The sequence below is a fragment of the Enterobacter sp. RHBSTW-00975 genome, from assembly GCF_013615235.1.
Lineage (GTDB): Bacteria > Pseudomonadota > Gammaproteobacteria > Enterobacterales > Enterobacteriaceae > Enterobacter > Enterobacter ludwigii.
Genome location: NZ_CP055883.1, coordinates 987,867 through 1,009,677 on the forward strand (window position 1 = coordinate 987,867; position 21,811 = coordinate 1,009,677).

Genomic DNA, 21,811 nt, shown 5'->3' on the forward strand with positions numbered 1-21,811 from the left:
GCCGCCTGTTTTTAAGTCACGAGTATACGTCATGCGCGTCGCCGATTTCTCCTTTGAACTACCTGAATCCCTGATTGCTCACTACCCAATGCCTGAGCGCAGTAGCTGTCGTTTGCTGTCACTGGATGGGCCGACGGGCGAGCTGACGCACGGTACTTTCACCGATTTGCTCGACAAGCTCAACCCTGGCGATCTGCTGGTCTTTAACAATACCCGCGTGATCCCGGCGCGTCTGTTTGGCCGTAAAGCCAGCGGCGGCAAGATTGAAGTGCTGGTCGAACGTATGCTTGATGATAAACGTATTCTGGCACATATTCGCGCCTCTAAAGCGCCGAAGCCGGGTGCAGAGCTGCTGCTTGGCGATGATGAGAGCATCCGTGCAACCATGACCGCGCGTCACGATGCGCTGTTTGAGGTGGCGTTCAATGACGAGCGCACGGTGCTCGACATTCTGAATGCGATCGGCCATATGCCGCTGCCCCCTTACATCGAGCGCCCGGACGAAGAGGCTGACCGCGAGCTGTACCAGACCGTCTACAGCCAGAAGCCTGGCGCGGTCGCCGCGCCGACGGCGGGCCTGCATTTTGATGAACCGCTGCTGGAAAAATTGCGCGCGAAAGGCATCGAGATGGCCTTCGTGACCCTGCATGTCGGTGCGGGTACGTTCCAGCCGGTGCGCGTGGACAGCATCGAAGACCACATCATGCACTCCGAATATGCCGAAGTGCCGCAAGAGGTGGTGGATGCCGTTCTGGCCGCCAAAGCACGCGGTAACCGCGTTGTGGCAGTGGGCACCACGTCGGTACGCTCCCTTGAGAGCGCCGCGCAGGCCGCCAAAAATGACCTGATTGAGCCTTTCTTTGGCGATACGCAGATCTTTATCTACCCGGGCTATCAGTACAACGTGATTGATGCCCTGGTAACCAACTTCCATCTGCCTGAATCAACGCTGATTATGCTGGTGTCCGCTTTTGCGGGTTATCAGCACACCATGGCGGCGTACAAGTCTGCGGTAGAACAAAAATATCGCTTTTTTAGCTACGGGGACGCGATGTTTATCACGTACAATCCGCAGGCTTTGAATGAGCGTGTCGGGGAATAAGTCCGCGGCACCGTTTTACAACGTTGGACTGTTTTTCTGACGTCGGAGAAAAAATGAAATTTGAACTCGATACCACCGATGGTCGCGCACGTCGCGGCCGCCTGGTGTTTGATCGCGGCGTGGTGGAAACCCCCGCGTTTATGCCTGTGGGCACCTACGGCACCGTAAAAGGGATGACGCCGGAAGAAGTGGAAGCCACTGGCGCACAGATTATCCTCGGCAATACCTTCCACCTGTGGCTGCGTCCTGGTCAGGAGATCATGAAGCTGCACGGCGATTTGCATGACTTCATGCAATGGAAAGGCCCGATCCTGACCGACTCCGGTGGTTTCCAGGTCTTCAGCCTGGGCGACATCCGTAAGATCACCGAGCAGGGCGTACACTTCCGTAACCCGATCAACGGCGATCCGATTTTCCTCGATCCTGAAAAGTCTATGGAGATTCAGTACGATCTCGGCTCTGATATCGTGATGATCTTCGACGAATGTACGCCATACCCGGCCGACTGGGATTACGCGAAACGCTCCATGGAGATGTCGTTGCGCTGGGCGAAGCGTAGCCGTGACCGCTTTGACTCCCTGCAGAACAAAAATGCGCTGTTCGGTATTATCCAGGGCAGCGTTTACGAAGATTTACGCGATATCTCTGTTAAAGGTCTGGTAGAGATAGGTTTTGATGGCTACGCTGTCGGCGGTTTGGCTGTGGGTGAACCGAAGGAAGACATGCATCGCATTCTGGAGCATGTCTGCCCGCAAATCCCGGCAGATAAACCCCGTTACCTGATGGGTGTGGGTAAACCTGAGGACCTGGTTGAAGGTGTGCGCCGCGGCATTGATATGTTCGACTGCGTTATGCCAACCCGCAACGCGCGTAACGGTCATCTGTTTGTGACCGATGGCGTGGTGAAAATCCGTAACGCGAAGCATAAGAGTGACACCAGCCCGCTCGATTCCGAGTGCGATTGCTACACCTGTCGCAATTATTCTCGCGCGTACCTGCATCATCTTGATCGTTGCAATGAGATTTTGGGCGCGCGTCTCAATACCATTCATAATCTTCGTTATTATCAGCGCTTAATGGCTGGTTTACGCAAGGCTATTGAAGAGGGTAAATTAGAGAGCTTCGTGACCGATTTTTACCAACGTCAGGGTCGAACCGTTCCACCTTTGAACGTTGATTAATTTTAATAATGAGGGAATTTGAATGAGCTTTTTTATTTCTGATGCGGTAGCGGCAACAGGTGCTCCGGCGCAGGGCAGCCCGATGTCTCTGATTCTGATGCTGGTTGTGTTCGGTCTGATCTTCTACTTCATGATCCTGCGCCCACAGCAGAAGCGTACCAAAGAGCACAAAAAGCTGATGGACTCCATTGCCAAAGGTGATGAAGTGCTGACCAACGGTGGTCTGGTCGGTCGCGTAACCAAAGTGGCTGAAAGTGGCTACATTGCTATTGCCCTGAACGACACCACTGAAGTGGTTATCAAACGTGACTTCGTAGCTGCCGTTCTGCCGAAAGGCACCATGAAGGCGCTGTAATCCCAACTTTTCCCAAAGGGAACTGCCGTGTTAAACCGTTATCCTTTGTGGAAGTACATCATGCTGGTCGCCGTGATTCTCGTCGGCCTGCTGTACGCGCTTCCCAACCTGTATGGTGAGGATCCGGCTGTTCAAATCACTGGCGCGCGCGGTGTCGCCGCCAGTGAGCAAACGCTGATCCAGGTCCAGAAATCGTTACAAGAAGAAAAAATTACCGCTAAGTCTGTGGCTCTGGAAGAGGGCGCAATTCTTGCTCGCTTCGACACCACCGACACGCAGCTCCGCGCTCGCGAAGTGCTGATGGGCGTGCTGGGTGATAAATACGTCGTGGCGCTTAACCTTGCTCCTGCAACCCCGCGTTGGCTGGCTGCGTTGAATGCAGAGCCAATGAAACTCGGTCTTGACCTGCGTGGCGGTGTTCACTTCCTGATGGAAGTGGATATGGATACCGCGCTCGGCAAACTGCAGGAACAAAACATCGACAGCCTGCGCAGCGATCTGCGCGAAAAAGGTATTGCTTACACTACCGTTCGTAAAGAAGATAACTACGGTATGAGCATCACGTTCCGCGACAGCGCGGCGCGCGATCAGGCTGTAGATTACCTGACTCAACGTCACCGTGACCTCGTGATCACCTCTCAGGGCAGCAACCAGCTGCGCGCGGTGATGACCGATGCTCGCCTGAAAGAAGCCCGTGAATACGCCGTTCAGCAGAACATCAATATTCTGCGTAACCGTGTAAACCAGCTGGGGGTTGCTGAGCCACTGGTACAGCGTCAGGGTGCTGACCGTATCGTGGTGGAACTCCCGGGTATTCAGGACACGGCACGTGCGAAAGAGATTCTGGGGGCAACTGCTACGCTGGAATTCCGTCTGGTTAACTCCAACGTCGATCAGTCCGCTGCCGCCGCTGGCCGTATTCCGGGCGATTCGGAAGTGAAACAGACCCGCGAAGGTCAGCCAGTTGTGCTGTACAAACGCGTGATCCTGACCGGTGACCACATCACCGACTCCACATCCAGCCAGGACGAATACAACCAGCCGCAGGTTAACATCTCGCTGGATAGCGCGGGTGGTAACATCATGTCTAACTTCACCAAGGACAACATCGGTAAACCGATGGCGACCCTGTTTGTGGAGTACAAAGACAGCGGTAAGAAAGACGCAAACGGCCGCGCAGTGCTGGTGAAAGAGGAAGAGGTGATTAACATCGCCAACATCCAGTCTCGTCTGGGTAACAGCTTCCGCATCACCGGTATCAACAACCCGAACGAAGCGCGTCAGCTTTCGCTGCTGCTGCGTGCCGGTGCGCTGATTGCACCGATTCAGATTGTTGAAGAACGTACCATTGGTCCAACTCTGGGGATGCAAAACATCAAGCAGGGTCTGGAAGCGTGTCTGGCCGGTCTGGTGGTCTCCATCCTCTTCATGATCTTCTTCTATAAGAAGTTTGGTCTGATTGCGACAAGCGCACTGGTTGCGAACCTGGTGCTGATTATCGGCATCATGTCTCTGCTGCCGGGGGCGACGCTGACCATGCCGGGGATTGCCGGTATCGTCTTAACCCTTGCGGTGGCGGTCGACGCCAACGTACTGATAAACGAACGTATCAAAGAAGAGTTAAGCAACGGTCGCTCTGTTCAGCAGGCGATTGACGAAGGCTACAAAGGGGCATTCAGCTCCATCTTCGATGCGAACGTAACAACACTGATTAAGGTTCTTATCCTGTATGCAGTGGGGACTGGCGCTATCAAAGGCTTTGCGATCACCACCGGTATCGGTGTTGCAACGTCAATGTTTACCGCTATTGTCGGCACCCGTGCCATCGTGAACCTGCTGTATGGCGGCAAGCGCGTCAAAAAGCTGTCTATCTGAGGAGTGCGTTGTGGCACAGGAATATACTGTTGAACAATTGAACCACGGCCGTAAAGTCTGGGACTTTATGCGCTGGGACTACTGGGCTTTCGGCATTTCAGGTTTACTGCTGATCCTCTCCCTTATCGTGATGGGCGTGAAAGGCTTTAACTGGGGTCTTGATTTTACCGGTGGTACGGTAATTGAGATCTCCCTGGAAAAACCGGTCGATATGGACCAGATGCGCCAGTCTCTGCAGAAAGCGGGCTTTGAAGAGCCGTTGCTGCAGAACTTCGGCAGCAGCCGTGACATCATGGTGCGTATGCCGCCGGTGCACGATGCGAACGGCAGCCAGGAGCTGGGCAGCAAGGTTGTTAACGTGGTTAACGAAACAACCAACCAGCATGCGACGGTTAAGCGTATCGAGTTCGTCGGGCCAAGCGTAGGTGCTGACCTGGCGCAAACCGGTGCGATGGCGCTGCTGGTGGCTCTGATCTCCATTCTGGTGTACGTCGGTTTCCGCTTTGAGTGGCGACTGGCGGCGGGTGTGGTTATCGCCCTGGCGCACGACGTGGTGATCACCATGGGCATACTGTCTCTGTTCCACATTGAGATTGACCTGACAATCGTGGCATCCCTGATGTCCGTTATCGGTTACTCACTGAACGACAGTATCGTGGTATCTGACCGTATTCGTGAAAACTTCCGTAAGATCCGTCGCGGTACGCCGTACGAAATCTTTAACGTGTCGTTGACCCAGACGCTGCACCGTACGTTGATCACATCCGGAACCACCTTGATGGTGATCCTGATGCTGTTCCTCTTCGGTGGCCCGGTACTGGAAGGCTTCTCGCTGACCATGCTGATCGGTGTCTCTATCGGTACGGCTTCGTCTATCTACGTCGCCTCCGCACTGGCACTGAAACTTGGCATGAAGCGCGAGCACCTGCTCCAGCAGAAAGTCGAGAAAGAAGGGGCGGATCAGCCGTCTATTCTGCCGTAAGACGACGTGTCGTTCGTTCCTTAAATCCCGGTCTGTTGACCGGGATTTTTTTTATCTACTCCTGTCAAACACTCCTGACAGTATGCTGTCAGGAGCCCTGTCGTAGACTCTTTTCGAACCCAAACAACAGGCAGGAGGATGTATGAAAAGTGTGATTAACTGGTTTGAAATTCCGGTCGCCGATATGGATCGCGCTATCAAATTTTATGAGCCCGTGATGCAGGTACAGCTGAGACGAGAGAAAATGGATGTGGCTGAGTTAGCCGTTTTCCCGCATGACGATCCGGCCACCGGTGGCGCGCTGGCAAAATTTGAGGGCATTACACCGTCCGTACAGGGCGCTATTATTTACCTGCATACTGACAACCTGGCGGCAACGCTCGATCGCATCGCGTCTGCGGGTGGCGAGTGCGTGTTTGGCCCGCTGGAATTGCCGCGTGGCATTGGCACCATAGCCTTGTTTACCGACAGCGAAGGTAATCGCGTCGGCCTCCATCAACCTGCCTGAGAGCTGAATACGATATGACCCGACGCGCTGACCGTTTGTTTCAGATTGTGCAGATCCTGAGAGGCAGGCGTCTGACAACGGCAGCGCATCTGGCGGACAGGTTGAGCGTATCGGAACGGACCGTATACCGTGATATCCGCGACCTGTCGCTTTCCGGCGTGCCGGTGGAAGGGGAGGCGGGAAGCGGCTATCGGCTGATGTCGGGTTTTGACTTACCTCCGCTGATGCTGACGAACAAAGAATCTGAAGCGCTGATGGTCGCCATCCGTCTGCTGAAAACCTGGGGGGGCGACTCGCTCTCGCGTGAGCTTGAGTCGGCGCAGGAGAAGGTACTGGCGATCCTGCCCGAGGAGAGCCGACGTAAGGCGGAGCAGACGCGGATATATGCGCCGGATATTGCGCTTCAGCCGCATTCGCGCAGCGACTTTGATGTTATTCATCAGGCTATTTCTGCCCAGTGCGTACTGGCGCTGCATTATCGTGATGAAGCCGGGCATCTGACATGGCGCGACATTCAGCCGCTGGGGCTGTTCTTTTGGGGAGAACACTGGCTGCTGGCCGCGTGGTGTGAACGGCGTGATGACTACCGCTGCTTCCGGCTCGACAGGTGTCTGAATATTACGCTCACGCAGAGGCGTTTTAGCGAAAGCGCGGAGCGATCGCTGGCGGATTTTCTGCGTAAGGTGAAGCAATAAAAAAGCCAGCATATCAGCTGGCTTTGTCCGTTTTTGCCTTCTTTCACATCAGAAGTTGTAACCGACAACCAGGTAACCACCCCAACCGGTAGAACGTACGCTGAAGTCGCCATTGCCGAAGTTCAGGCTTGCGTCATCGTTCCACTGACCGCCGTTGTGCCAGTAACGCGCAACAACGGAGTAATGCCAGTGATCGTAGTTCAGCGCCAGGATGTGGCTGGAGGCGATGGAGTCGTTGGTACGCGCTTTCTTACCGTTCAGATCACGGAAGTCGTTGTCGCCCAGGTCTGAACCCCAGTCAAAGTTGGTGAAACCGATATAGCTCAGGTTACCGCCCCACAGCTGGGTAATTGGCACAAAGTATTTCACTTTGAAACGGTAGCCATCCCACTCGTTTTCGTTCGCGGCACCGTAGTTCTGCCACTGGTATTTCGCATAGACGTTCAGGGACAGGCTCATTGGCAGACCGGTATCGATGTCGGTACCCAGACCCATATACCAGGTGCTCTGACGACCGGACGCGTTACGGCCCATGTCGTAGATGTAGTTGTTCGCGAAGTACCACTCTTTGAATGGACCAAACGCCAGGCTGGTGCCCGTCAGCTTATCAATGGAGAAGCGGGGTTCGATCTCCATGAACAGGGGTGAACCGTGGTTCCAGATACCTTTCGCATCGGTGTTACCGCCGAAGAAGACCGGTGCATCCATATAGCCGTAGAAATCGAACCAGTCTTTCTTGGCGAAGGCTTCGTACTCCAGGTAGGTATCGTTGCGGATCTGTGGTCCGAAACGGGTGTGATAGCTGCCGACCACGTTAACGCTCTGGTGCCACCAGTCGGAGAGGTATTGTGGTTTATCGTTTTCCGCTGCGTTAACAGTGAAAGTGGAGGAGAGTGCCAGCACGGCGCCAGCCGCGAGTAATGTTTTTTTCATAATCATGCCACTGATTGAAATTCCCTTCCGGGAGTGAAAAATGCGCGAATTGCGTTTCTAAATATTTCGTGTTTCTGCGGAGCCTATTATAGGAATCCTTGCTCACAAAAATATGTGTTGTTTCACATATCTCTCACACGCGTAATCGATTGCGTTCACGTTTGCGTACTTTAAACGGCGGGGATTGTAGCGGCAATGATTTCTGTTGCCAATCTTTGCGGATTGTAAATGTTAGCGGAGTGACATTGCACTCCGCTGAAAGGGGATTACTGCGCGGCGGGCTGGATATCGTGAATGCGGATGAAACCTAACTGATCCGGCGTAAGTCCGTTCAACTGGATCGGAATGTCAACATCGCTCGGGGCCAGCACGCTGGCGGGTGCGGTGAACAGCTGGCTCTTCACGTTCACTTCCTGATAGTTCTCGGTGGTGCCCTGAATCTGCCCCCACTCGACGGTGCCGCTAAAGGCTGGCAGAGGATCGTTGGATTCCCCCTGAATGCGTAATGTTGCGCGAGTACCATCCGCATTGGCCGCCACGTTAACCAGCGACATTTTCAGCGTGCCAAGCTGGCTGTTGAGGCGCGCCGGGGTGTTAGACCCGGGCAGCAGATAAACCCCGCTGCTGGATTTGGCATTCAGCGCGTTTTGCTGGGTGATCTTCACGGTTTCTTTGTTCAGTTTGTCCATCGCGGTATTGAGCGTATTCACGCTTTGTTTCATTTGACGGACTTCGGTTTGCTGTGCACAGGCGCTAAGGGTAAACAGACTCCCCACCAGCAATATTTTCAGGTAACGTCTTGTCATTGCGTTTATTTCCTTGAAATAACGGATCTCCGTAATGGTAGCCAGCATCGCATCAACAGGCATAGATCCTTTGTCTCAAAAAGCTCTTCCTTTGTTGTCAGGCCAGATCAGGGTAAAATGAAAATCAGTTAACCACATAACAGGGATACCGTATGCATTGCCCATTCTGCTCCGCTGTGGATACCAAAGTTATCGACTCTCGCCTTGTGGGCGAAGGGTCTTCCGTACGCCGCCGCCGGCAATGTCTGGTGTGCAACGAGCGTTTCACGACCTTTGAGGTTGCAGAGCTGGTAATGCCGCGCGTGGTAAAAAGTAACGACGTGCGTGAGCCGTTTAACGAAGAGAAACTGCGCAGCGGGATGCTCAAGGCGCTGGAAAAACGGCCTGTCAGTGCAGATGACGTCGAAATGGCGTTAAACCACATAAAATCTTACCTTCGTGGTTTGGGTGAGCGCGAGGTGCCAAGCAAAATGATTGGCAACCTGGTGATGGAGCAACTGAAAAAGCTCGATAAGGTCGCCTATATCCGCTTCGCCTCTGTGTACCGCAGTTTCGAAGATATCAAAGAGTTTGGCGAAGAGATCGCCCGCTTACAGGATTAAGCTCATGCAGGATGAGATTTACATGGCGCGAGCCTTGAAGCTGGCGCAGCGCGGTCGTTTTACCACCCATCCCAACCCTAACGTCGGGTGCGTCATTGTCAACGATGGCGAGATCGTGGGCGAAGGGTTTCACTACCGCGCCGGTGAGCCCCATGCCGAAGTTCATGCCCTGCGCATGGCCGGCGAAAAGGCGCGCGGTGCAACGGCCTACGTGACGCTGGAACCCTGCAGCCACCATGGCCGTACCCCGCCGTGCTGCGAAGCACTGATTGCAGCGGGTGTCGCGCGCGTTGTCGCGGCGATGCAGGATCCCAATCCGCAGGTTGCCGGACGCGGCCTGTATCGACTCCAGCAGGAAGGAGTTGATGTCAGTCACGGTCTGATGATGCAGGATGCAGAAGCGATCAACAAAGGCTTCCTGAAGCGCATGCGCACCGGGTTCCCGTACATTCAGCTTAAGCTTGGGGCCTCACTGGATGGTCGCACGGCGATGGCGAACGGCGAGAGCCAGTGGATCACCTCTGCGCAGGCAAGGCGCGATGTGCAACGTCTGCGCGCGCAAAGCCATGCTATCCTCACCAGCAGTGAAACGGTTCTGGCTGATAATCCTGCCATGACCGTGCGCTGGGATGAACTGAATGCCGATACCCAGGCGTGCTACCCGCAGGAAAACCTGCGTCAGCCGCTGCGTATTGTCATCGATAGCCAGAATCGCATCACGCCTGCGCACCGCATCGTGCAACAGCCGGGCGAAACCTGGATTGCACGCACGCAGGACGATGCGCGTGAATGGCCGCAAGGCGTACGCAGCATCATGGTGCCAGAGCATAACGGGCACCTCGACTTAGTGGTGCTGATGATGCTGCTTGGTAAGCAACAGGTGAACAGTATCTGGGTAGAAGCGGGGCCGACGCTGGCCGGCGCGCTGCTGCAGGCCGGGCTGGTGGATGAGCTGATTGTCTACGTAGCACCTAAACTGTTGGGTAACGATGCGCGTGGTCTGTTTGTGCTGCCGGGTCTTGAAAAACTTGGTGATGCACCGCAACTCAAATTTAGCGAGATTCGTCCGGTGGGCCCGGATGTCTGCCTCCATTTAACGCCAGCGTAATTGCTCCTGAAATAGGGAAGCAGTGCGCAAAGTATTATGATAAAATCCGCCCCCCTGCGGGGCCAAATGAACCCGTAAAGGAAGAGTATGAACATTATTGAAGCTGCTGTAGCTACCCCGGACGCTCGCGTCGCCATCACCATTGCGCGTTTCAACAACTTCATCAACGACAGCCTGCTGGAAGGTGCCATTGACGCCCTGAAACGTATCGGCCAGGTTAAAGATGACAACATTACCGTTGTTTGGGTTCCAGGTGCTTATGAACTGCCACTGGCAGCGGGCGCGCTGGCGAAAACCGGTAAATACGACGCGGTGATTGCGCTGGGTACCGTTATTCGTGGCGGCACTGCACACTTCGAATACGTTGCAGGCGGTGCAAGCAATGGTCTGGCACACGTTGCGCAGGATGCTGAAATTCCTGTCGCGTTTGGCGTGCTGACTACCGAAAGTATTGAACAAGCCATTGAGCGCGCTGGTACCAAAGCCGGTAACAAAGGTGCAGAAGCTGCACTGACCGCGCTTGAAATGATCAATGTGTTGAAAGCCATTAAGGCCTGATTTTTTTGTAAGGGGAATTCCGTGAAACCTGCTGCTCGTCGCCGCGCCCGTGAATGTGCCGTCCAGGCACTTTACTCCTGGCAGTTGTCCCAGAACGACATCGCTGATGTTGAATACCAGTTCCTGTCAGAACAGGACGTGAAAGACGTTGACGTTCTGTACTTCCGTGAACTGCTGTCGGGAGTGGCGACTAATAGCGCGTATCTCGATGGTCTGATGAAGCCATATCTGTCCCGTCTGCTCGAAGAGCTGGGTCAGGTTGAGAAAGCAGTGTTGCGTATCGCGCTGTTTGAGTTGTCTAAACGTGATGATGTGCCGTACAAAGTGGCCATCAACGAAGCGATCGAACTGGCGAAAACCTTCGGCGCTGAAGACAGCCATAAATTTGTAAACGGCGTGCTGGATAAAGCCGCACCTGCGATCCGTCCCCACAAAAAGTGATCCGCAAACCGGAGTTTTGCATTGCCTGCCGGGCAGTGCGGCTCCGGTTTTTTTATTTAATTTGCTGAGGCATAACGTATGGCATGCGGCGAATTCTCCCTGATTGCCCGTTATTTCGACCGTGTCAGAACCTCTCGTCTTGATGTTGAAACCGGCATTGGTGATGACTGCGCACTTCTCAATATTCCCGAAAAACAGACGCTGGCAATCAGCACCGACACCTTAGTGTGCGGACGTCATTTTTTACCTGATATCGATCCCGCCGATCTGGCGTATAAAGCGCTGGCGGTCAACGTAAGCGACTTAGCGGCCATGGGCGCCGATCCCGCGTGGCTGACGCTGGCGTTGACGCTGCCCGAGGTGGACGAAGACTGGCTTGAAGCCTTTAGCGATGCGCTGTTTGATCAGCTCAACTACTACGATATGCAGCTGATTGGCGGTGATACCACTGCCGGGCCGCTGTCGATGACGCTTGCGATCCACGGCTATGTCCCGCTGGGCCGGGCGCTGAAACGCTCGGGCGCAAAGCCGGGCGACTGGATCTACGTGACCGGCACGCCGGGCGACAGCGCCGCAGGGCTGGCGATCCTCCAGGACCGCTTACGCGTCAAGGATGCCGACGATGCGGCATATCTGGTGAAACGCCATCTGCGCCCAACGCCGCGTATTTTGCACGGCCAGGCGCTGCGCGAGCGGGCAAGCTCGGCTATCGACCTCTCTGACGGGCTTATCTCCGATCTCGGCCATATTCTGAAGGCCAGCGGTGTGGGCGCGCGCGTAGATCTGGATCTGTTCCCGCTGTCAGAGCCATTGCTTCGCCATGTGGAACCCGAGCAGGCTCTGCGCTGGGCGCTCTCCGGCGGCGAAGATTATGAGCTGTGCTTTACCGTACCGGAGCTGAACCGGGGAACGCTGGACGTGGCGCTAGCTCACCTTGGGGCGAAGTTTACCTGTATCGGACAAATTATGCCGGAAAGCGAAGGGCTGAAATTTGTGCGTGATGGTGCGCCGGTTACGCTTGACTGGAAGGGTTACGACCACTTTGCGTGATTCGTCGGCCGGGTAGCGCTGCGCTTACCCGGCCGATGGGTTTTGTTCCCTCTCCTTTTGGGAGAGGGGCAGGGCGTGGGCTTACTTAAACCCTACCACCGGATGCTGCTGGTACGGCGTTTCCAGCTCGGCGACTTGCTCAGGCGTCAGCGTTAAATCAACGGCACTCAACAACTCATCCAGCTGTTCTTCCCGCGATGTACCGATAATCGGTGCCGCGACTCCGCGTTTGCTCAGCAACCACGCCAGCGCTACCTGCGCACGCGTGGCACCGGTATCATCGGCAATCCCCGCTAAACGTTCGGCGATCAACGCATCGCTGGCTTCTGTACCTTCGTATAAGGTTTTACCGAACGCATCCGACACCGAGCGGGCAGTGGTCTCTCCCCATGGTCGGGTGAGGCGTCCGCGCGCCAGGGGACTCCATGGGATCACCGCTACACCTTCCTGATAGCAGAGCGGCAGCATCTCGCGCTCTTCTTCGCGATAGATAAGGTTGTAGTGATCCTGCATGGTGACAAACCGTGCCCAGCCATGCTGCGCCTGAAGGTCAAGCGCTGAGGCAAACTGCGAAGCGTGCATAGACGATGCGCCGATGTAACGTGCCTTCCCGGCCTTAACCACATCGTTAAGGGCTTCCAGCGTCTCTTCAATCGGCGTGTTGTAATCCCAGCGGTGGATCTGCAGCAGGTCGACATAATCCATATTCAGACGCCGGAGGCTGTCATCAATGGATCGCAGGATTTGCGCACGGGAAAGGCCTTCAGGCAAATCACCCACCTGGTGATATACCTTGGTGGCGACGACCACATCGTCACGGCGGGCAAAATCGCGCAGGGCGCGGCCGACAATCTCTTCGCTGCTGCCGTCGGAGTAACTGTTGGCAGTATCAAAAAAGTTAATCCCGCCGTCGAGTGCGCGTTTGATGATAAGGCGGCTGCTCTCTTCCGGCAGCGTCCAGGCGTGATTTCCCCGGTCTGGCTCGCCAAAGGTCATGCATCCCAGGCAAAGTCGGGAAACCTGAAGGTCTGTTTTTCCTAATGTCGTGTATTGCATGGTTCCGCTCCTGCTTTTTTAAACAATACGTTTAAGCATAGCAGGAGCGGAAAAGGGGAGGGATCAGGCAAGCCAGGAACGGATTTTCGACTCAATGCCGGCCGCATCCAGGCCAATCGCCGCACGGGCTTCGTCCTGGGTGCCTTGCGGAATGAAATGATCCGGCAGACCAAGGTTCAGTACCGGCACGGCTTTACGGTTAGCCATCAGCACTTCGTTCACGCCGCTGCCCGCACCGCCCATGATGGCGTTTTCTTCCAGCGTGACCAGCACGTCATGAGATTCCGCCATGCTCAGGATCAGGGCCTCGTCGAGCGGCTTCACAAAGCGCATATCCACGAGGGTCGCATTCAGCGCTTCAGCCACTTTCGCGGCCTCCGGCATCAGCGTACCAAAGTTCAGGATGGCCACTTTATCACCGCGACGCTTCACCAGACCTTTACCTATTGGCAGTTTTTCCAGCGGCTGCAGTTCAACGCCGACGGCATTGCCGCGCGGGTAGCGCACCGCACTAGGGCCATCCTGATAGTGGTAGCCGGTAAACAGCATCTGACGACATTCGTTCTCATCGCTTGGCGTCATGATGACCATATCCGGGACGCAGCGCAGGAACGACAGGTCAAATGCCCCCTGGTGCGTCTGGCCGTCAGCACCCACAATGCCTGCGCGGTCGATAGCAAACAGGACCGGCAGCTTCTGGATGGCAACGTCATGGATCACCTGGTCGTAGGCGCGTTGCAGGAAGGTGGAATAAATGGCGACAACCGGGTTATAACCGCCAATCGCCAGGCCTGCCGCAAAGGTCACCGCGTGCTGCTCGGCAATGGCAACGTCAAAATACTGGTCCGGGTATTTTTTGGAGAACTCCACCATGCCAGAACCTTCACGCATGGCCGGGGTGATCGCCATGAGCTTATTGTCTTTAGCGGCGGTTTCACACAGCCAGTCGCCAAAGATTTTTGAATAGCTCGGCATGCCGCCGCTGCTTTTGGGCAGGCAACCGCTGCTCGGGTCGAATTTCGGTACCGCGTGGAAGGTGATGGGATCTTTTTCCGCCGGTTCGTATCCGCGGCCTTTTTTGGTCATGATATGCAGGAACTGTGGGCCTTTCAGGTCACGCATGTTTTTCAGCGTGGTGACAAGCCCCAGAACGTCATGCCCGTCCACCGGACCAATATAATTAAAGCCCAGCTCTTCAAACAGCGTACCCGGCACGACCATGCCTTTGATGTGTTCTTCTGTGCGTTTAAGCAGTTCTTTGATTGGCGGTACGCCGGAGAAGACTTTTTTGCCGCCTTCGCGCAGCGAGGAGTAAAGCTTGCCGGAGAGCAACTGCGCCAGATGGTTGTTCAGCGCGCCCACGTTTTCGGAAATCGACATTTCGTTATCATTAAGGATAACCAGCATGTCTGGCTTGATATCGCCCGCGTGGTTCATGGCCTCAAAGGCCATACCGGCAGTGATCGCCCCGTCGCCAATGACGCAGACGGTACGACGCTGTTTATTCTCTTTTTCGGCTGCCACCGCAATACCGATACCCGCAGAAATCGAGGTGGAGGAGTGTCCAACGCTTAATACGTCGTACTCGCTCTCGCCACGCCATGGGAACGGATGCAGGCCGCCTTTCTGACGAATGGTGCCAATTTTATCGCGACGTCCGGTCAGAATTTTATGCGGATAGGCCTGGTGGCCGACATCCCAGATGAGCTGATCGAACGGCGTGTTATAGACATAGTGCAGCGCCACGGTCAGCTCTACCGTGCCAAGCCCGGAGGCGAAATGGCCGCTGGAGCGGCTTACGCTGTCGAGCAGGTAGCGACGCAGCTCATCGCACAGCTTCGGCAGGCTCTCTTTCGGCAACAGGCGTAACTCCTGGGTGGAGTCAACTAACGCCAGTGTCGGGTATTTGGCAATATCAAAACTCATCAAAGGCTCATCGAGATAGTGTGTTTATTTATCACGCTGGATTATATAGTCCGCTAGCGCTTCCAGTGCCGAAGTATCCAGTGATTGCGCGGCCAGTTGATTCAGCGACTGGCGGGCATCCTCTATCAGATCTCGGGCTTTACGTTGGGCTTGCTCAAGACCCAGCAGGGCGGGGTAGGTACTTTTGCCAAGCTGCTGATCCGCACCCTGACGTTTACCCAATGTTGCAGTATCGCCCACCACATCCAGAATGTCATCCTGAACCTGGAATGCCAGACCGATACTTTCTGCGTATCTGTCCAGTATCGGCAGGGCTTTGCGCCCCTGTTCACCCGCGCTCAGGGCGCCCAGACGAACGGCTGCACGAATCAATGCGCCCGTTTTATGGCGATGAATACGCTCCAGCTGTTCCAGATTAACCTGACGTCCTTCCGCTTCCAGATCCAGTGCCTGACCGCCACACATACCGGCGACGCCGCTGGCCATTGCCAGTTCAGAGATCATCGACAGACGGTCACGGTCGGCCACTTCGGCCATCGGCGCATCGCTCAGAATCGAGAACGCCAGGGTTTGCAGGGCATCCCCCGCCAGAATGGCATTCGCTTCGCCAAACTTGATGTGGCAGGTAGGCTGGCCACGACGCAGATCGTCGTCGTCCATGGCCGGCAAATCATCATGGATCAGCGAATAGGCATGGATGCACTCAACGGCGGCTGCCGGGGCATCCAGCGTGTTAGCGCTGATACCAAACATGTTGCCCGTGGCGTAGACCAGAAACGGACGCAGGCGCTTTCCACCCAAGAGTGCGCCATAGTGCATGGCTTCAACCAGTGGAGTGTTCTGAAAAGGCTGTGGCTCAATAAAACGGCGCAGCGCATCGTTGGCACGCGCGACGCATGCCTGAAGCTCGTTGGCGAAATCCATTTACTCGGCGTCCGGTGTGAATGGCGTAGTTTTAGCGTCTTCGCTGTCGGACAGCAGGATCTGCACGCGCTGCTCGGCCTGCTGCAGTTTGACCTGCCCCTGGCGCGCCAGCTGCACGCCGCGCTCGAATTCATTGAGCGCCTCTTCCAGCGGTAAATCGCCGCTCTCAAGGCGGTTGACAATCTGCTCCAGCTCACTCAGCGCAGTTTCAAAACTGGCCGGTGCGTCGTTCTTCTTCGGCATAGTGAATTGACTCTTATATTCTCAGCCCCGACATGGTAACGGACTCGGGGCAATTATCAAATAACGCGCAATGTGCACAGGAGCGGCGTGAAGATGATATACTTGCGCGCCTGGATGCAGCCACGGGTGTGGGCTGCTATACACGTCATCCTTCAGGTTGTCTCTGTTTGGGCTACGTTTGCGCCTTTCCGTTACTTACTCGCGTAAGCTTGCGGGGGGCTGTGACTCGCCGCGTTGATGCCACCTGAATGATTTTGTGTATATTTCATTTTCCATTACAAGCCTTAAGCTTGCCTAAGAAACATTGCCGCCATGAAGTTTATCATTAAATTGTTCCCTGAAATCACCATCAAAAGCCAATCTGTGCGTTTGCGCTTTATTAAAATTCTCACCGGGAACATTCGTAACGTATTAAAACACTACGACGAAACGCTCGCCGTGGTGCGTCACTGGGACCACGTTGAGGTTCGCGCGAAAGATGAAAACAAACGTCAGGATATTCGCGACGCGCTGACCCGTATTCCGGGCATTCACCATATTCTGGAAGTGGAAGACGTTCCTTACACCTCCCTGCATGACATTTTTGAAAAAGCGCTGGTGCAGTACCGCGATCAGATTGAAGGCAAAACCTTCTGCGTGCGCGTGAAGCGTCGTGGTAAGCATGAGTTTAGCTCCATTGAAGTGGAGCGCTATGTGGGTGGCGGCCTCAATCAGCACGTTGAGAGCGCCCGCGTGCGCCTGACTAACCCGGATGTGACCGTAAACCTGGAGATCGAAAACGATCGCCTGCTGCTGGTGAAAGGCCGTTATGAAGGTATCGGCGGTTTCCCAATCGGCACGCAGGAAGATGTCCTGTCGCTGATCTCCGGCGGTTTCGACTCCGGTGTTTCCAGCTATATGCTGATGCGCCGCGGCTGCCGCGTACACTACTGCTTCTTTAACCTGGGCGGTGCGGCGCATGAAATCGGCGTGCGTCAGGTCGCGCACTATCTGTGGAACCGCTTCGGCAGCTCCCACCGCGTGCGTTTTGTGGCGATCAACTTTGAGCCAGTGGTCGGCGAAATCCTTGAAAAAGTGGACGACGGTCAGATGGGCGTGGTGCTGAAGCGCATGATGGTGCGTGCAGCGTCCAAAGTGGCAGAGCGCTACGGCGTGCAGGCGTTGGTCACCGGTGAAGCGCTGGGCCAGGTCTCCAGCCAGACTCTGACCAACCTGCGTCTTATCGACAACGTATCGGATACCCTGATCCTGCGTCCGCTGATCTCCTATGATAAAGAGCACATCATCGATCTGGCGCGCAAAATCGGTACCGAAGATTTTGCCCGCACCATGCCGGAATACTGCGGTGTGATCTCAAAAAGCCCGACCGTCAAAGCGGTGAAGGCGAAGATAGAAGCCGAAGAAGAGAACTTCGATTTCGGCATTCTGGAGAAGGTGGTGGCGGAAGCGACCAACATCGATATCCGCGAGATTGCCCAGCAGACCGAGCAGGAAGTGGTTGAAGTTGAAACCGTCAGCGGTTTCGGTGCCAACGACGCGATTCTGGATATCCGTTCCATTGATGAACAGGATGACAAACCGCTGCAGGTTGAAGGCGTGGACGTGGTTTCCCTGCCGTTCTACAAGCTGAGCACCAAATTCGGCGATCTCGACCAGAGCAAAACGTATCTGCTGTGGTGCGAGCGCGGGGTGATGAGCCGTCTGCAGGCACTGTATCTGCGCGAGCAGGGCTTTGCGAATGTGAAGGTCTATCGCCCTTAACCGTTTGCCGGGTGGCGGCTTCGCTTACCCGGCTTTCTTTACACGCTACGCTTCGTAAAAATTATAAATCCCCGCCGCCATCACTAACGACGACGCCACCTCGTAGGCTTTCTCACGCCCGACCAGCAGGTCGATAATCTTCAGTGCAAAATCGATCGCGGTACCCGGCCCCTGGCTGGTGAGCAGATTGACGCGCGGATCCCAGACCACACGTTTATCCACCCATTGCTCTTCAGGAATGGTCTCTTTCAGTCCCGGGAAACCGGTCATATTCCCGATCGGGAAAATGTTATGCGGCACCAGAACCGTGCCGGCTGCGGCACAAATTGCCGCAACGATGCGCCCCGACAGATGGAATTGCCTGACGGTTTCAACCAGGAGCGGGCTGTCGCGAAAATACTCCGCGCCCTTCAGGCCGCCCGGCAGTACGATGATGTCGTAATCCCCGTCGGCCACCTGCACAAGCGGTGCATCGGCGAGGATTTTTACGCCGCGTGAACAGGTGATGGTCAGATTACCGTCGCTGGCGACGCTGGCGGTGGTCACGTTAATGCCGCCGCGCACCATCAAATCAATGGTGGTGACGGCTTCTGTCTCTTCGCTACCAGGGGCGAGGCAGATCAGTGCTGACGCGCTCATATTCACTCTCCTTACGTTTAACCAGGTCATACAGACGGGCATTTTCCGGCACGGCAATGCCGTGGGCGCGGGCGCGTTTAAGTAAATAGCCCGTGATGTAATCAATCTCTGTGTGGCGTAATGCCCGAATGTCCTGCAACATCGAGGAGATGTTTTCTGCAGTACTTTCAATTACCTGCTCAACATAATAGCGTAAATCCTCCGCCGAGGTATGCAGGCCTTCACGTTCGATAACCGAGGCGACCTCCGCGCACAGGGTGGCAATTTCCTGCGGATGATTTTTCAGTTCCCCGTTCGGGCAGTTCCACAGCGCCGTCAGCGGATTGATCACGCAGTTAACCGCCAGCTTGCGCCACAGCTGCGGGCGGATAGTGTCATGCCAGGCCACGTCCGGCAGCACCTTCTGCAGAACATCCGCCAGATAGCTGTAGTCACCATCCTGCGTACGGGCGGGGCCCATGTGCGTTACGCCGCTGGCGACATGCACGATAATGTTGCCATCGCGGCGTGCAGCGTGCGTGGTGGTCGCCATCAACAAGGGATGCGGGATGCTTTTCAGCTCATCAATGGTTCCCATGCCGTTATGCAGCAACAGGATAGGGGAGTCTGGGGGAAGTTGCGCGGCCAGCGTCTTTACCGCATCTGATACCTGCCATGCTTTGAGCGTGACCAGCAGCAGATCGCTTTGCGCCAGAAAATCCGGATCGTTCGCGGTGAGTGATTCGTTGAATATACTTCCGTCTTCGTCAATCAGGTTCACACTGCAATAGGGCTGGGGCACGCGCAGCCAGCCCTGTACCTCATGTCCGTGCTTGCAAAGCGCGGTCAGCCATAGCTGTCCAAGGGCTCCGCATCCGAGCACTGTAATTTTCATTGTTCCTCCTCACCTGCAACTGCGCCAGGTGTTACGGCCTAAGTATAGCGCCGTCAGCTAAGCTTCTGTTGAGTAAACCCTGTGATATCTGTGCGGTGTTTCCTCACGTGAACGGCCAGGGATAGCTGCAACTCGAATTATTTGGGGTATCTGCCTTGTAGCGGGTATTATGCAACGCAACAAAAATGAAGGGAGAAGAAAAGATGCCATCTTTCGATATTGTTTCCGAAGTTGATATCCAGGAAGTCCGCAACGGCGTTGAAAACGCAAGCCGTGAAGTTGAGTCACGTTTCGACTTTCGTGGCGTTGAGGCAACTTTCGAGCTGAACGATGCGAATAAGACCATTAAGGTCCTGAGCGAATCTGATTTCCAGGTTAACCAGCTGCTGGATATTCTGCGCGCCAAGCTGCTTAAACGCGGCATTGAAGGCACCTCACTGGATGTACCAGACGAGTTTGTGCATAGCGGTAAAAACTGGTTTGTCGAAGCCAAACTGAAGCAGGGTATTGAGAGCGCGGTTCAGAAGAAGATCGTTAAGCTCATCAAGGACAGCAAGCTGAAGGTTCAGGCGCAAATCCAGGGTGAAGAAATTCGTGTGACCGGTAAATCCCGCGATGACCTGCAGGCCGTTATGGCGCTGGTACGTGGCGGCGATCTGGGGCAGCCGTTCCAGTTCAAGAACTTCCGCGATTAAGACAAAAATGCCCGGTTTTACCGGGCATTTTTTCAGGCTTTGAGAGCCTGCTCGATTTCGAAGCGGTTAGTCACTTTACTGTCTATTTTGACGTAAGCGCTGCGCTCTTGTGGGGCAATAAGCACTTCACTTACCCCCTCCGTTGCTTCAAGACGCTGTTTTAGCGCGTCGGTAATCTCAACATCCTCAGGAATTTCGACCCGCAGACTGCTGACGTAGCGCGGCTCTTTCATGCTGCTTGCGACCAGCAGCCAGACCATCGCCAGCAGTGCGCCCGCGAGGAACACGGTTTGCGAATCAAACAGGCCGTCCACCCAGCCGCCGAGCGAGCCCCCGATAGCCACGCCGATAAACTGGCTGGTGGAGTAGATCCCCATTGCTGTGCCTTTATAGCCGGCCGGGGACTCCTTGCTAATCAGCGATGGCAGCAGGGCTTCCATCAGGTTAAAGGCCAGGAAGAAGAGCTGCACGCCGGCCACCAGTTCCCAGAAGTGCGGGCCGGATCCCCAGAGCACAATCTCGGCAATCAGCAGCACCGCCACGCAGCCAATGAAGACGCGCTTCATCTTGCGTTTCACTTCGGCGTAGATGATGAACGGCACGACCGAAACGAACGAAATCAGCATGGTCACCAGATAGATTTTCCAGTGCTCCGCGGCAGGGAAGCCCGCGGCGGCAAGCTGACCGGGAAGGGCGACAAAGGTCGACATCAGCAGGATGTGCAGACACATGATGCCGAAGTTAAGTTTAAGCAGGCGCGGTTCCACCAGCACTTTGCTGAAGCAGCCTTTCACCATCCCGGATTCACGGTTAAGGACGTGGTTTTTGCTGTCCGGCACTACCCAAAGGGTCAGCGCAATACCGACGGTCGCCAGCACGGCAATCATCCAGAACAGGGCATGCAGACCGAGTTTATGGGTGATGATAGGCCCGAGCACCATCGCAATCGCGAAAGTGACGCCAAAGCTCACGCCGATAAACGCCATCGCTTTGGTGCGATTCTGCTCACGCGTTAAGTCTGACAGCAGCGCCATCACGGCGGCGGCAATCGCACCAGAGCCCTGCAGGGCGCGACCAAGAATAATTCCCCAGATGGAGTGGGAGAGGGCGGCTATCACGCTGCCGAGCACAAAAATAAGCAGGCCGCCGACAATCAGCGGTTTGCGACCTACCCGATCCGAGAGCAGACCAAACGGGATCTGAAATACCGCCTGAGCCAGACCGTAGATGCCAATCGCCAGGCCAATCAGCGCTTCGCTGGCACCCTGTAGCGCCATGCCGTACGTGGTCAGAACAGGCAGGACCATAAACATGCCAAGCATCCGTAGCGAGAAAACAGTCCCTAAACCCCAGGTCGCGCGCAATTCGCCTGGCGTCATTTTATAATCGTTCATTACCACCTCAATTCAAAAGCAGGCCATAGTGTAGTGCGGGGAAGGGGCGGGGTAAATAAAGGGTTATTTAACAAATATTACATGCGTTATTAATGGATTCGAT

Annotated in this window: 23 protein-coding genes; 14 read left to right on the forward strand and 9 right to left on the reverse strand. The window is 55.3% G+C overall.

Going from position 1 to position 21,811, the window contains the following annotated elements:
* Positions 1–31: 31 nt before the first annotated feature.
* From queA to HV340_RS04810, 7 genes are all read left to right on the forward strand, one after another.
* Entirely contained in the window at positions 32–1,102 is a 1,071-nt protein-coding gene (gene queA, locus HV340_RS04780; protein WP_032677507.1) for a tRNA preQ1(34) S-adenosylmethionine ribosyltransferase-isomerase QueA, read from the forward strand.
* 53 nt (positions 1,103–1,155) lie between these two features.
* Positions 1,156–2,283: a tRNA guanosine(34) transglycosylase Tgt gene (gene tgt / locus HV340_RS04785; RefSeq protein WP_020885227.1), complete on the forward strand. Its 1,128-nt coding sequence runs from the start codon at positions 1,156–1,158 to the stop codon at positions 2,281–2,283.
* Positions 2,284–2,305: 22 nt separating this feature from the next.
* On the forward strand, positions 2,306–2,638 hold the full coding sequence (gene yajC / locus HV340_RS04790) for a preprotein translocase subunit YajC (protein WP_000007630.1): 333 nt from the start codon (positions 2,306–2,308) through the stop codon (positions 2,636–2,638).
* A 27-nt stretch (positions 2,639–2,665) separates the two neighbouring features.
* Entirely contained in the window at positions 2,666–4,513 is a 1,848-nt protein-coding gene (gene secD, locus HV340_RS04795) for a protein translocase subunit SecD (RefSeq protein WP_014168844.1), read from the forward strand.
* A 10-nt stretch (positions 4,514–4,523) separates the two neighbouring features.
* Entirely contained in the window at positions 4,524–5,495 is a 972-nt protein-coding gene (secF, locus tag HV340_RS04800; RefSeq protein WP_020885225.1) for a protein translocase subunit SecF, read from the forward strand.
* Between the two features lie 142 nt (positions 5,496–5,637).
* The gene (locus tag HV340_RS04805) at positions 5,638–6,003 is read left to right on the forward strand and encodes a VOC family protein (protein WP_020885224.1); all 366 of its coding nucleotides are present in this window, start codon (positions 5,638–5,640) and stop codon (positions 6,001–6,003) included.
* A 14-nt stretch (positions 6,004–6,017) separates the two neighbouring features.
* Positions 6,018–6,698, forward strand: coding sequence for a YafY family protein (locus tag HV340_RS04810; RefSeq protein ID WP_014168847.1), 681 nt, complete (start codon positions 6,018–6,020; stop codon positions 6,696–6,698).
* Positions 6,699–6,746: 48 nt separating this feature from the next.
* Here the strand turns inward: HV340_RS04810 and HV340_RS04815 are convergent, their stop codons facing one another.
* Complete coding sequence (locus HV340_RS04815) at positions 6,747–7,631, reverse strand: nucleoside-specific channel-forming protein Tsx (protein ID WP_025204975.1); 885 nt, start codon at positions 7,629–7,631, stop codon at positions 6,747–6,749.
* Between the two features lie 266 nt (positions 7,632–7,897).
* Positions 7,898–8,437 (reverse strand): DUF3251 domain-containing protein, encoded by a 540-nt coding sequence (locus tag HV340_RS04820; RefSeq protein WP_044865376.1) that lies wholly within the window; start codon positions 8,435–8,437, stop codon positions 7,898–7,900.
* A 152-nt stretch (positions 8,438–8,589) separates the two neighbouring features.
* Between HV340_RS04820 and nrdR the strand changes: the two genes are divergently transcribed.
* The 5 genes from nrdR (at position 8,590) to thiL (ending at position 12,196) form a co-directional block, all read left to right on the forward strand.
* On the forward strand, positions 8,590–9,039 hold the full coding sequence (nrdR, locus tag HV340_RS04825) for a transcriptional regulator NrdR (RefSeq protein WP_008503337.1): 450 nt from the start codon (positions 8,590–8,592) through the stop codon (positions 9,037–9,039).
* Between the two features lie 4 nt (positions 9,040–9,043).
* Positions 9,044–10,147 (forward strand): bifunctional diaminohydroxyphosphoribosylaminopyrimidine deaminase/5-amino-6-(5-phosphoribosylamino)uracil reductase RibD, encoded by a 1,104-nt coding sequence (gene ribD, locus HV340_RS04830; protein ID WP_181216342.1) that lies wholly within the window; start codon positions 9,044–9,046, stop codon positions 10,145–10,147.
* An 87-nt stretch (positions 10,148–10,234) separates the two neighbouring features.
* Positions 10,235–10,705, forward strand: a complete 471-nt coding sequence (gene ribE, locus HV340_RS04835; RefSeq protein ID WP_006176874.1) for a 6,7-dimethyl-8-ribityllumazine synthase — start codon at positions 10,235–10,237, stop codon at positions 10,703–10,705.
* A 21-nt stretch (positions 10,706–10,726) separates the two neighbouring features.
* Positions 10,727–11,146 (forward strand): transcription antitermination factor NusB, encoded by a 420-nt coding sequence (gene nusB / locus HV340_RS04840; protein WP_006809908.1) that lies wholly within the window; start codon positions 10,727–10,729, stop codon positions 11,144–11,146.
* Between the two features lie 78 nt (positions 11,147–11,224).
* Positions 11,225–12,196 carry a thiamine-phosphate kinase gene (gene thiL / locus HV340_RS04845; RefSeq protein WP_020885221.1) on the forward strand — a complete coding sequence of 324 codons (972 nt, stop codon included), beginning with the start codon at positions 11,225–11,227 and terminating at the stop codon, positions 12,194–12,196.
* An 81-nt stretch (positions 12,197–12,277) separates the two neighbouring features.
* Here the strand turns inward: thiL and HV340_RS04850 are convergent, their stop codons facing one another.
* The 4 genes from HV340_RS04850 to xseB all read right to left on the reverse strand — a co-directional run bounded on the left by HV340_RS04850 (position 12,278) and on the right by xseB (position 16,345).
* The gene (locus HV340_RS04850) at positions 12,278–13,252 is read right to left on the reverse strand and encodes an aldo/keto reductase (protein ID WP_014168853.1); all 975 of its coding nucleotides are present in this window, start codon (positions 13,250–13,252) and stop codon (positions 12,278–12,280) included.
* A 63-nt stretch (positions 13,253–13,315) separates the two neighbouring features.
* On the reverse strand, positions 13,316–15,178 hold the full coding sequence (gene dxs, locus HV340_RS04855) for a 1-deoxy-D-xylulose-5-phosphate synthase (RefSeq protein ID WP_063925419.1): 1,863 nt from the start codon (positions 15,176–15,178) through the stop codon (positions 13,316–13,318).
* Positions 15,179–15,202: 24 nt separating this feature from the next.
* Positions 15,203–16,102, reverse strand: a complete 900-nt coding sequence (gene ispA, locus HV340_RS04860; protein ID WP_014168855.1) for a (2E,6E)-farnesyl diphosphate synthase — start codon at positions 16,100–16,102, stop codon at positions 15,203–15,205.
* A complete protein-coding gene (gene xseB, locus HV340_RS04865; protein WP_063925418.1) occupies positions 16,103–16,345 on the reverse strand; it encodes an exodeoxyribonuclease VII small subunit in 243 nt (80 codons plus the stop codon).
* Between the two features lie 312 nt (positions 16,346–16,657).
* Between xseB and thiI the strand changes: the two genes are divergently transcribed.
* Positions 16,658–18,106 (forward strand): tRNA uracil 4-sulfurtransferase ThiI, encoded by a 1,449-nt coding sequence (thiI, locus tag HV340_RS04870; RefSeq protein WP_014168857.1) that lies wholly within the window; start codon positions 16,658–16,660, stop codon positions 18,104–18,106.
* Positions 18,107–18,151: 45 nt separating this feature from the next.
* Here the strand turns inward: thiI and yajL are convergent, their stop codons facing one another.
* Both yajL and panE read right to left on the reverse strand, forming a co-directional pair.
* Entirely contained in the window at positions 18,152–18,745 is a 594-nt protein-coding gene (yajL, locus tag HV340_RS04875; RefSeq protein WP_063925417.1) for a protein deglycase YajL, read from the reverse strand.
* Positions 18,708–19,619, reverse strand: coding sequence for a 2-dehydropantoate 2-reductase (panE, locus tag HV340_RS04880; RefSeq protein WP_014168859.1), 912 nt, complete (start codon positions 19,617–19,619; stop codon positions 18,708–18,710). Before panE ends, yajL begins: the two co-directional genes overlap by 38 nt.
* A 203-nt stretch (positions 19,620–19,822) precedes the next feature.
* On the opposite strand from panE, the gene HV340_RS04885 reads away from it, so the two are divergent.
* The gene (locus HV340_RS04885) at positions 19,823–20,314 is read left to right on the forward strand and encodes a YajQ family cyclic di-GMP-binding protein (protein WP_020885215.1); all 492 of its coding nucleotides are present in this window, start codon (positions 19,823–19,825) and stop codon (positions 20,312–20,314) included.
* Positions 20,315–20,346: 32 nt separating this feature from the next.
* Here HV340_RS04885 and HV340_RS04890 read toward each other — a convergent pair whose 3' ends face one another.
* Positions 20,347–21,708, reverse strand: a complete 1,362-nt coding sequence (locus HV340_RS04890) for an MFS transporter (protein WP_032681561.1) — start codon at positions 21,706–21,708, stop codon at positions 20,347–20,349.
* Positions 21,709–21,811: the final 103 nt, after the last annotated feature.

Bases quoted from the DNA above. Each gene is read 5' to 3' on its own strand.
- HV340_RS04885 (WP_020885215.1), top strand. From the start codon at position 19,823: ATGCCATCTTTCGATATTGTTTCCGAAGTTGATATCCAGGAAGTCCGC.
- HV340_RS04890 (WP_032681561.1), bottom strand. From the start codon at position 21,708: ATGAACGATTATAAAATGACGCCAGGCGAATTGCGCGCGACCTGGGGT.
- panE (WP_014168859.1), bottom strand. From the start codon at position 19,619: ATGAAAATTACAGTGCTCGGATGCGGAGCCCTTGGACAGCTATGGCTG.
- dxs (WP_063925419.1), bottom strand. From the start codon at position 15,178: ATGAGTTTTGATATTGCCAAATACCCGACACTGGCGTTAGTTGACTCC.
- ribE (WP_006176874.1), top strand. From the start codon at position 10,235: ATGAACATTATTGAAGCTGCTGTAGCTACCCCGGACGCTCGCGTCGCC.
- ispA (WP_014168855.1), bottom strand. From the start codon at position 16,102: ATGGATTTCGCCAACGAGCTTCAGGCATGCGTCGCGCGTGCCAACGAT.
- yajL (WP_063925417.1), bottom strand. From the start codon at position 18,745: ATGAGCGCGTCAGCACTGATCTGCCTCGCCCCTGGTAGCGAAGAGACA.
- HV340_RS04810 (WP_014168847.1), top strand. From the start codon at position 6,018: ATGACCCGACGCGCTGACCGTTTGTTTCAGATTGTGCAGATCCTGAGA.
- queA (WP_032677507.1), top strand. From the start codon at position 32: ATGCGCGTCGCCGATTTCTCCTTTGAACTACCTGAATCCCTGATTGCT.
- thiL (WP_020885221.1), top strand. From the start codon at position 11,225: ATGGCATGCGGCGAATTCTCCCTGATTGCCCGTTATTTCGACCGTGTC.
- HV340_RS04805 (WP_020885224.1), top strand. From the start codon at position 5,638: ATGAAAAGTGTGATTAACTGGTTTGAAATTCCGGTCGCCGATATGGAT.
- ribD (WP_181216342.1), top strand. From the start codon at position 9,044: ATGCAGGATGAGATTTACATGGCGCGAGCCTTGAAGCTGGCGCAGCGC.
- tgt (WP_020885227.1), top strand. From the start codon at position 1,156: ATGAAATTTGAACTCGATACCACCGATGGTCGCGCACGTCGCGGCCGC.
- thiI (WP_014168857.1), top strand. From the start codon at position 16,658: ATGAAGTTTATCATTAAATTGTTCCCTGAAATCACCATCAAAAGCCAA.
- yajC (WP_000007630.1), top strand. From the start codon at position 2,306: ATGAGCTTTTTTATTTCTGATGCGGTAGCGGCAACAGGTGCTCCGGCG.
- nrdR (WP_008503337.1), top strand. From the start codon at position 8,590: ATGCATTGCCCATTCTGCTCCGCTGTGGATACCAAAGTTATCGACTCT.
- HV340_RS04850 (WP_014168853.1), bottom strand. From the start codon at position 13,252: ATGCAATACACGACATTAGGAAAAACAGACCTTCAGGTTTCCCGACTT.
- xseB (WP_063925418.1), bottom strand. From the start codon at position 16,345: ATGCCGAAGAAGAACGACGCACCGGCCAGTTTTGAAACTGCGCTGAGT.
- HV340_RS04820 (WP_044865376.1), bottom strand. From the start codon at position 8,437: ATGACAAGACGTTACCTGAAAATATTGCTGGTGGGGAGTCTGTTTACC.
- HV340_RS04815 (WP_025204975.1), bottom strand. From the start codon at position 7,631: ATGAAAAAAACATTACTCGCGGCTGGCGCCGTGCTGGCACTCTCCTCC.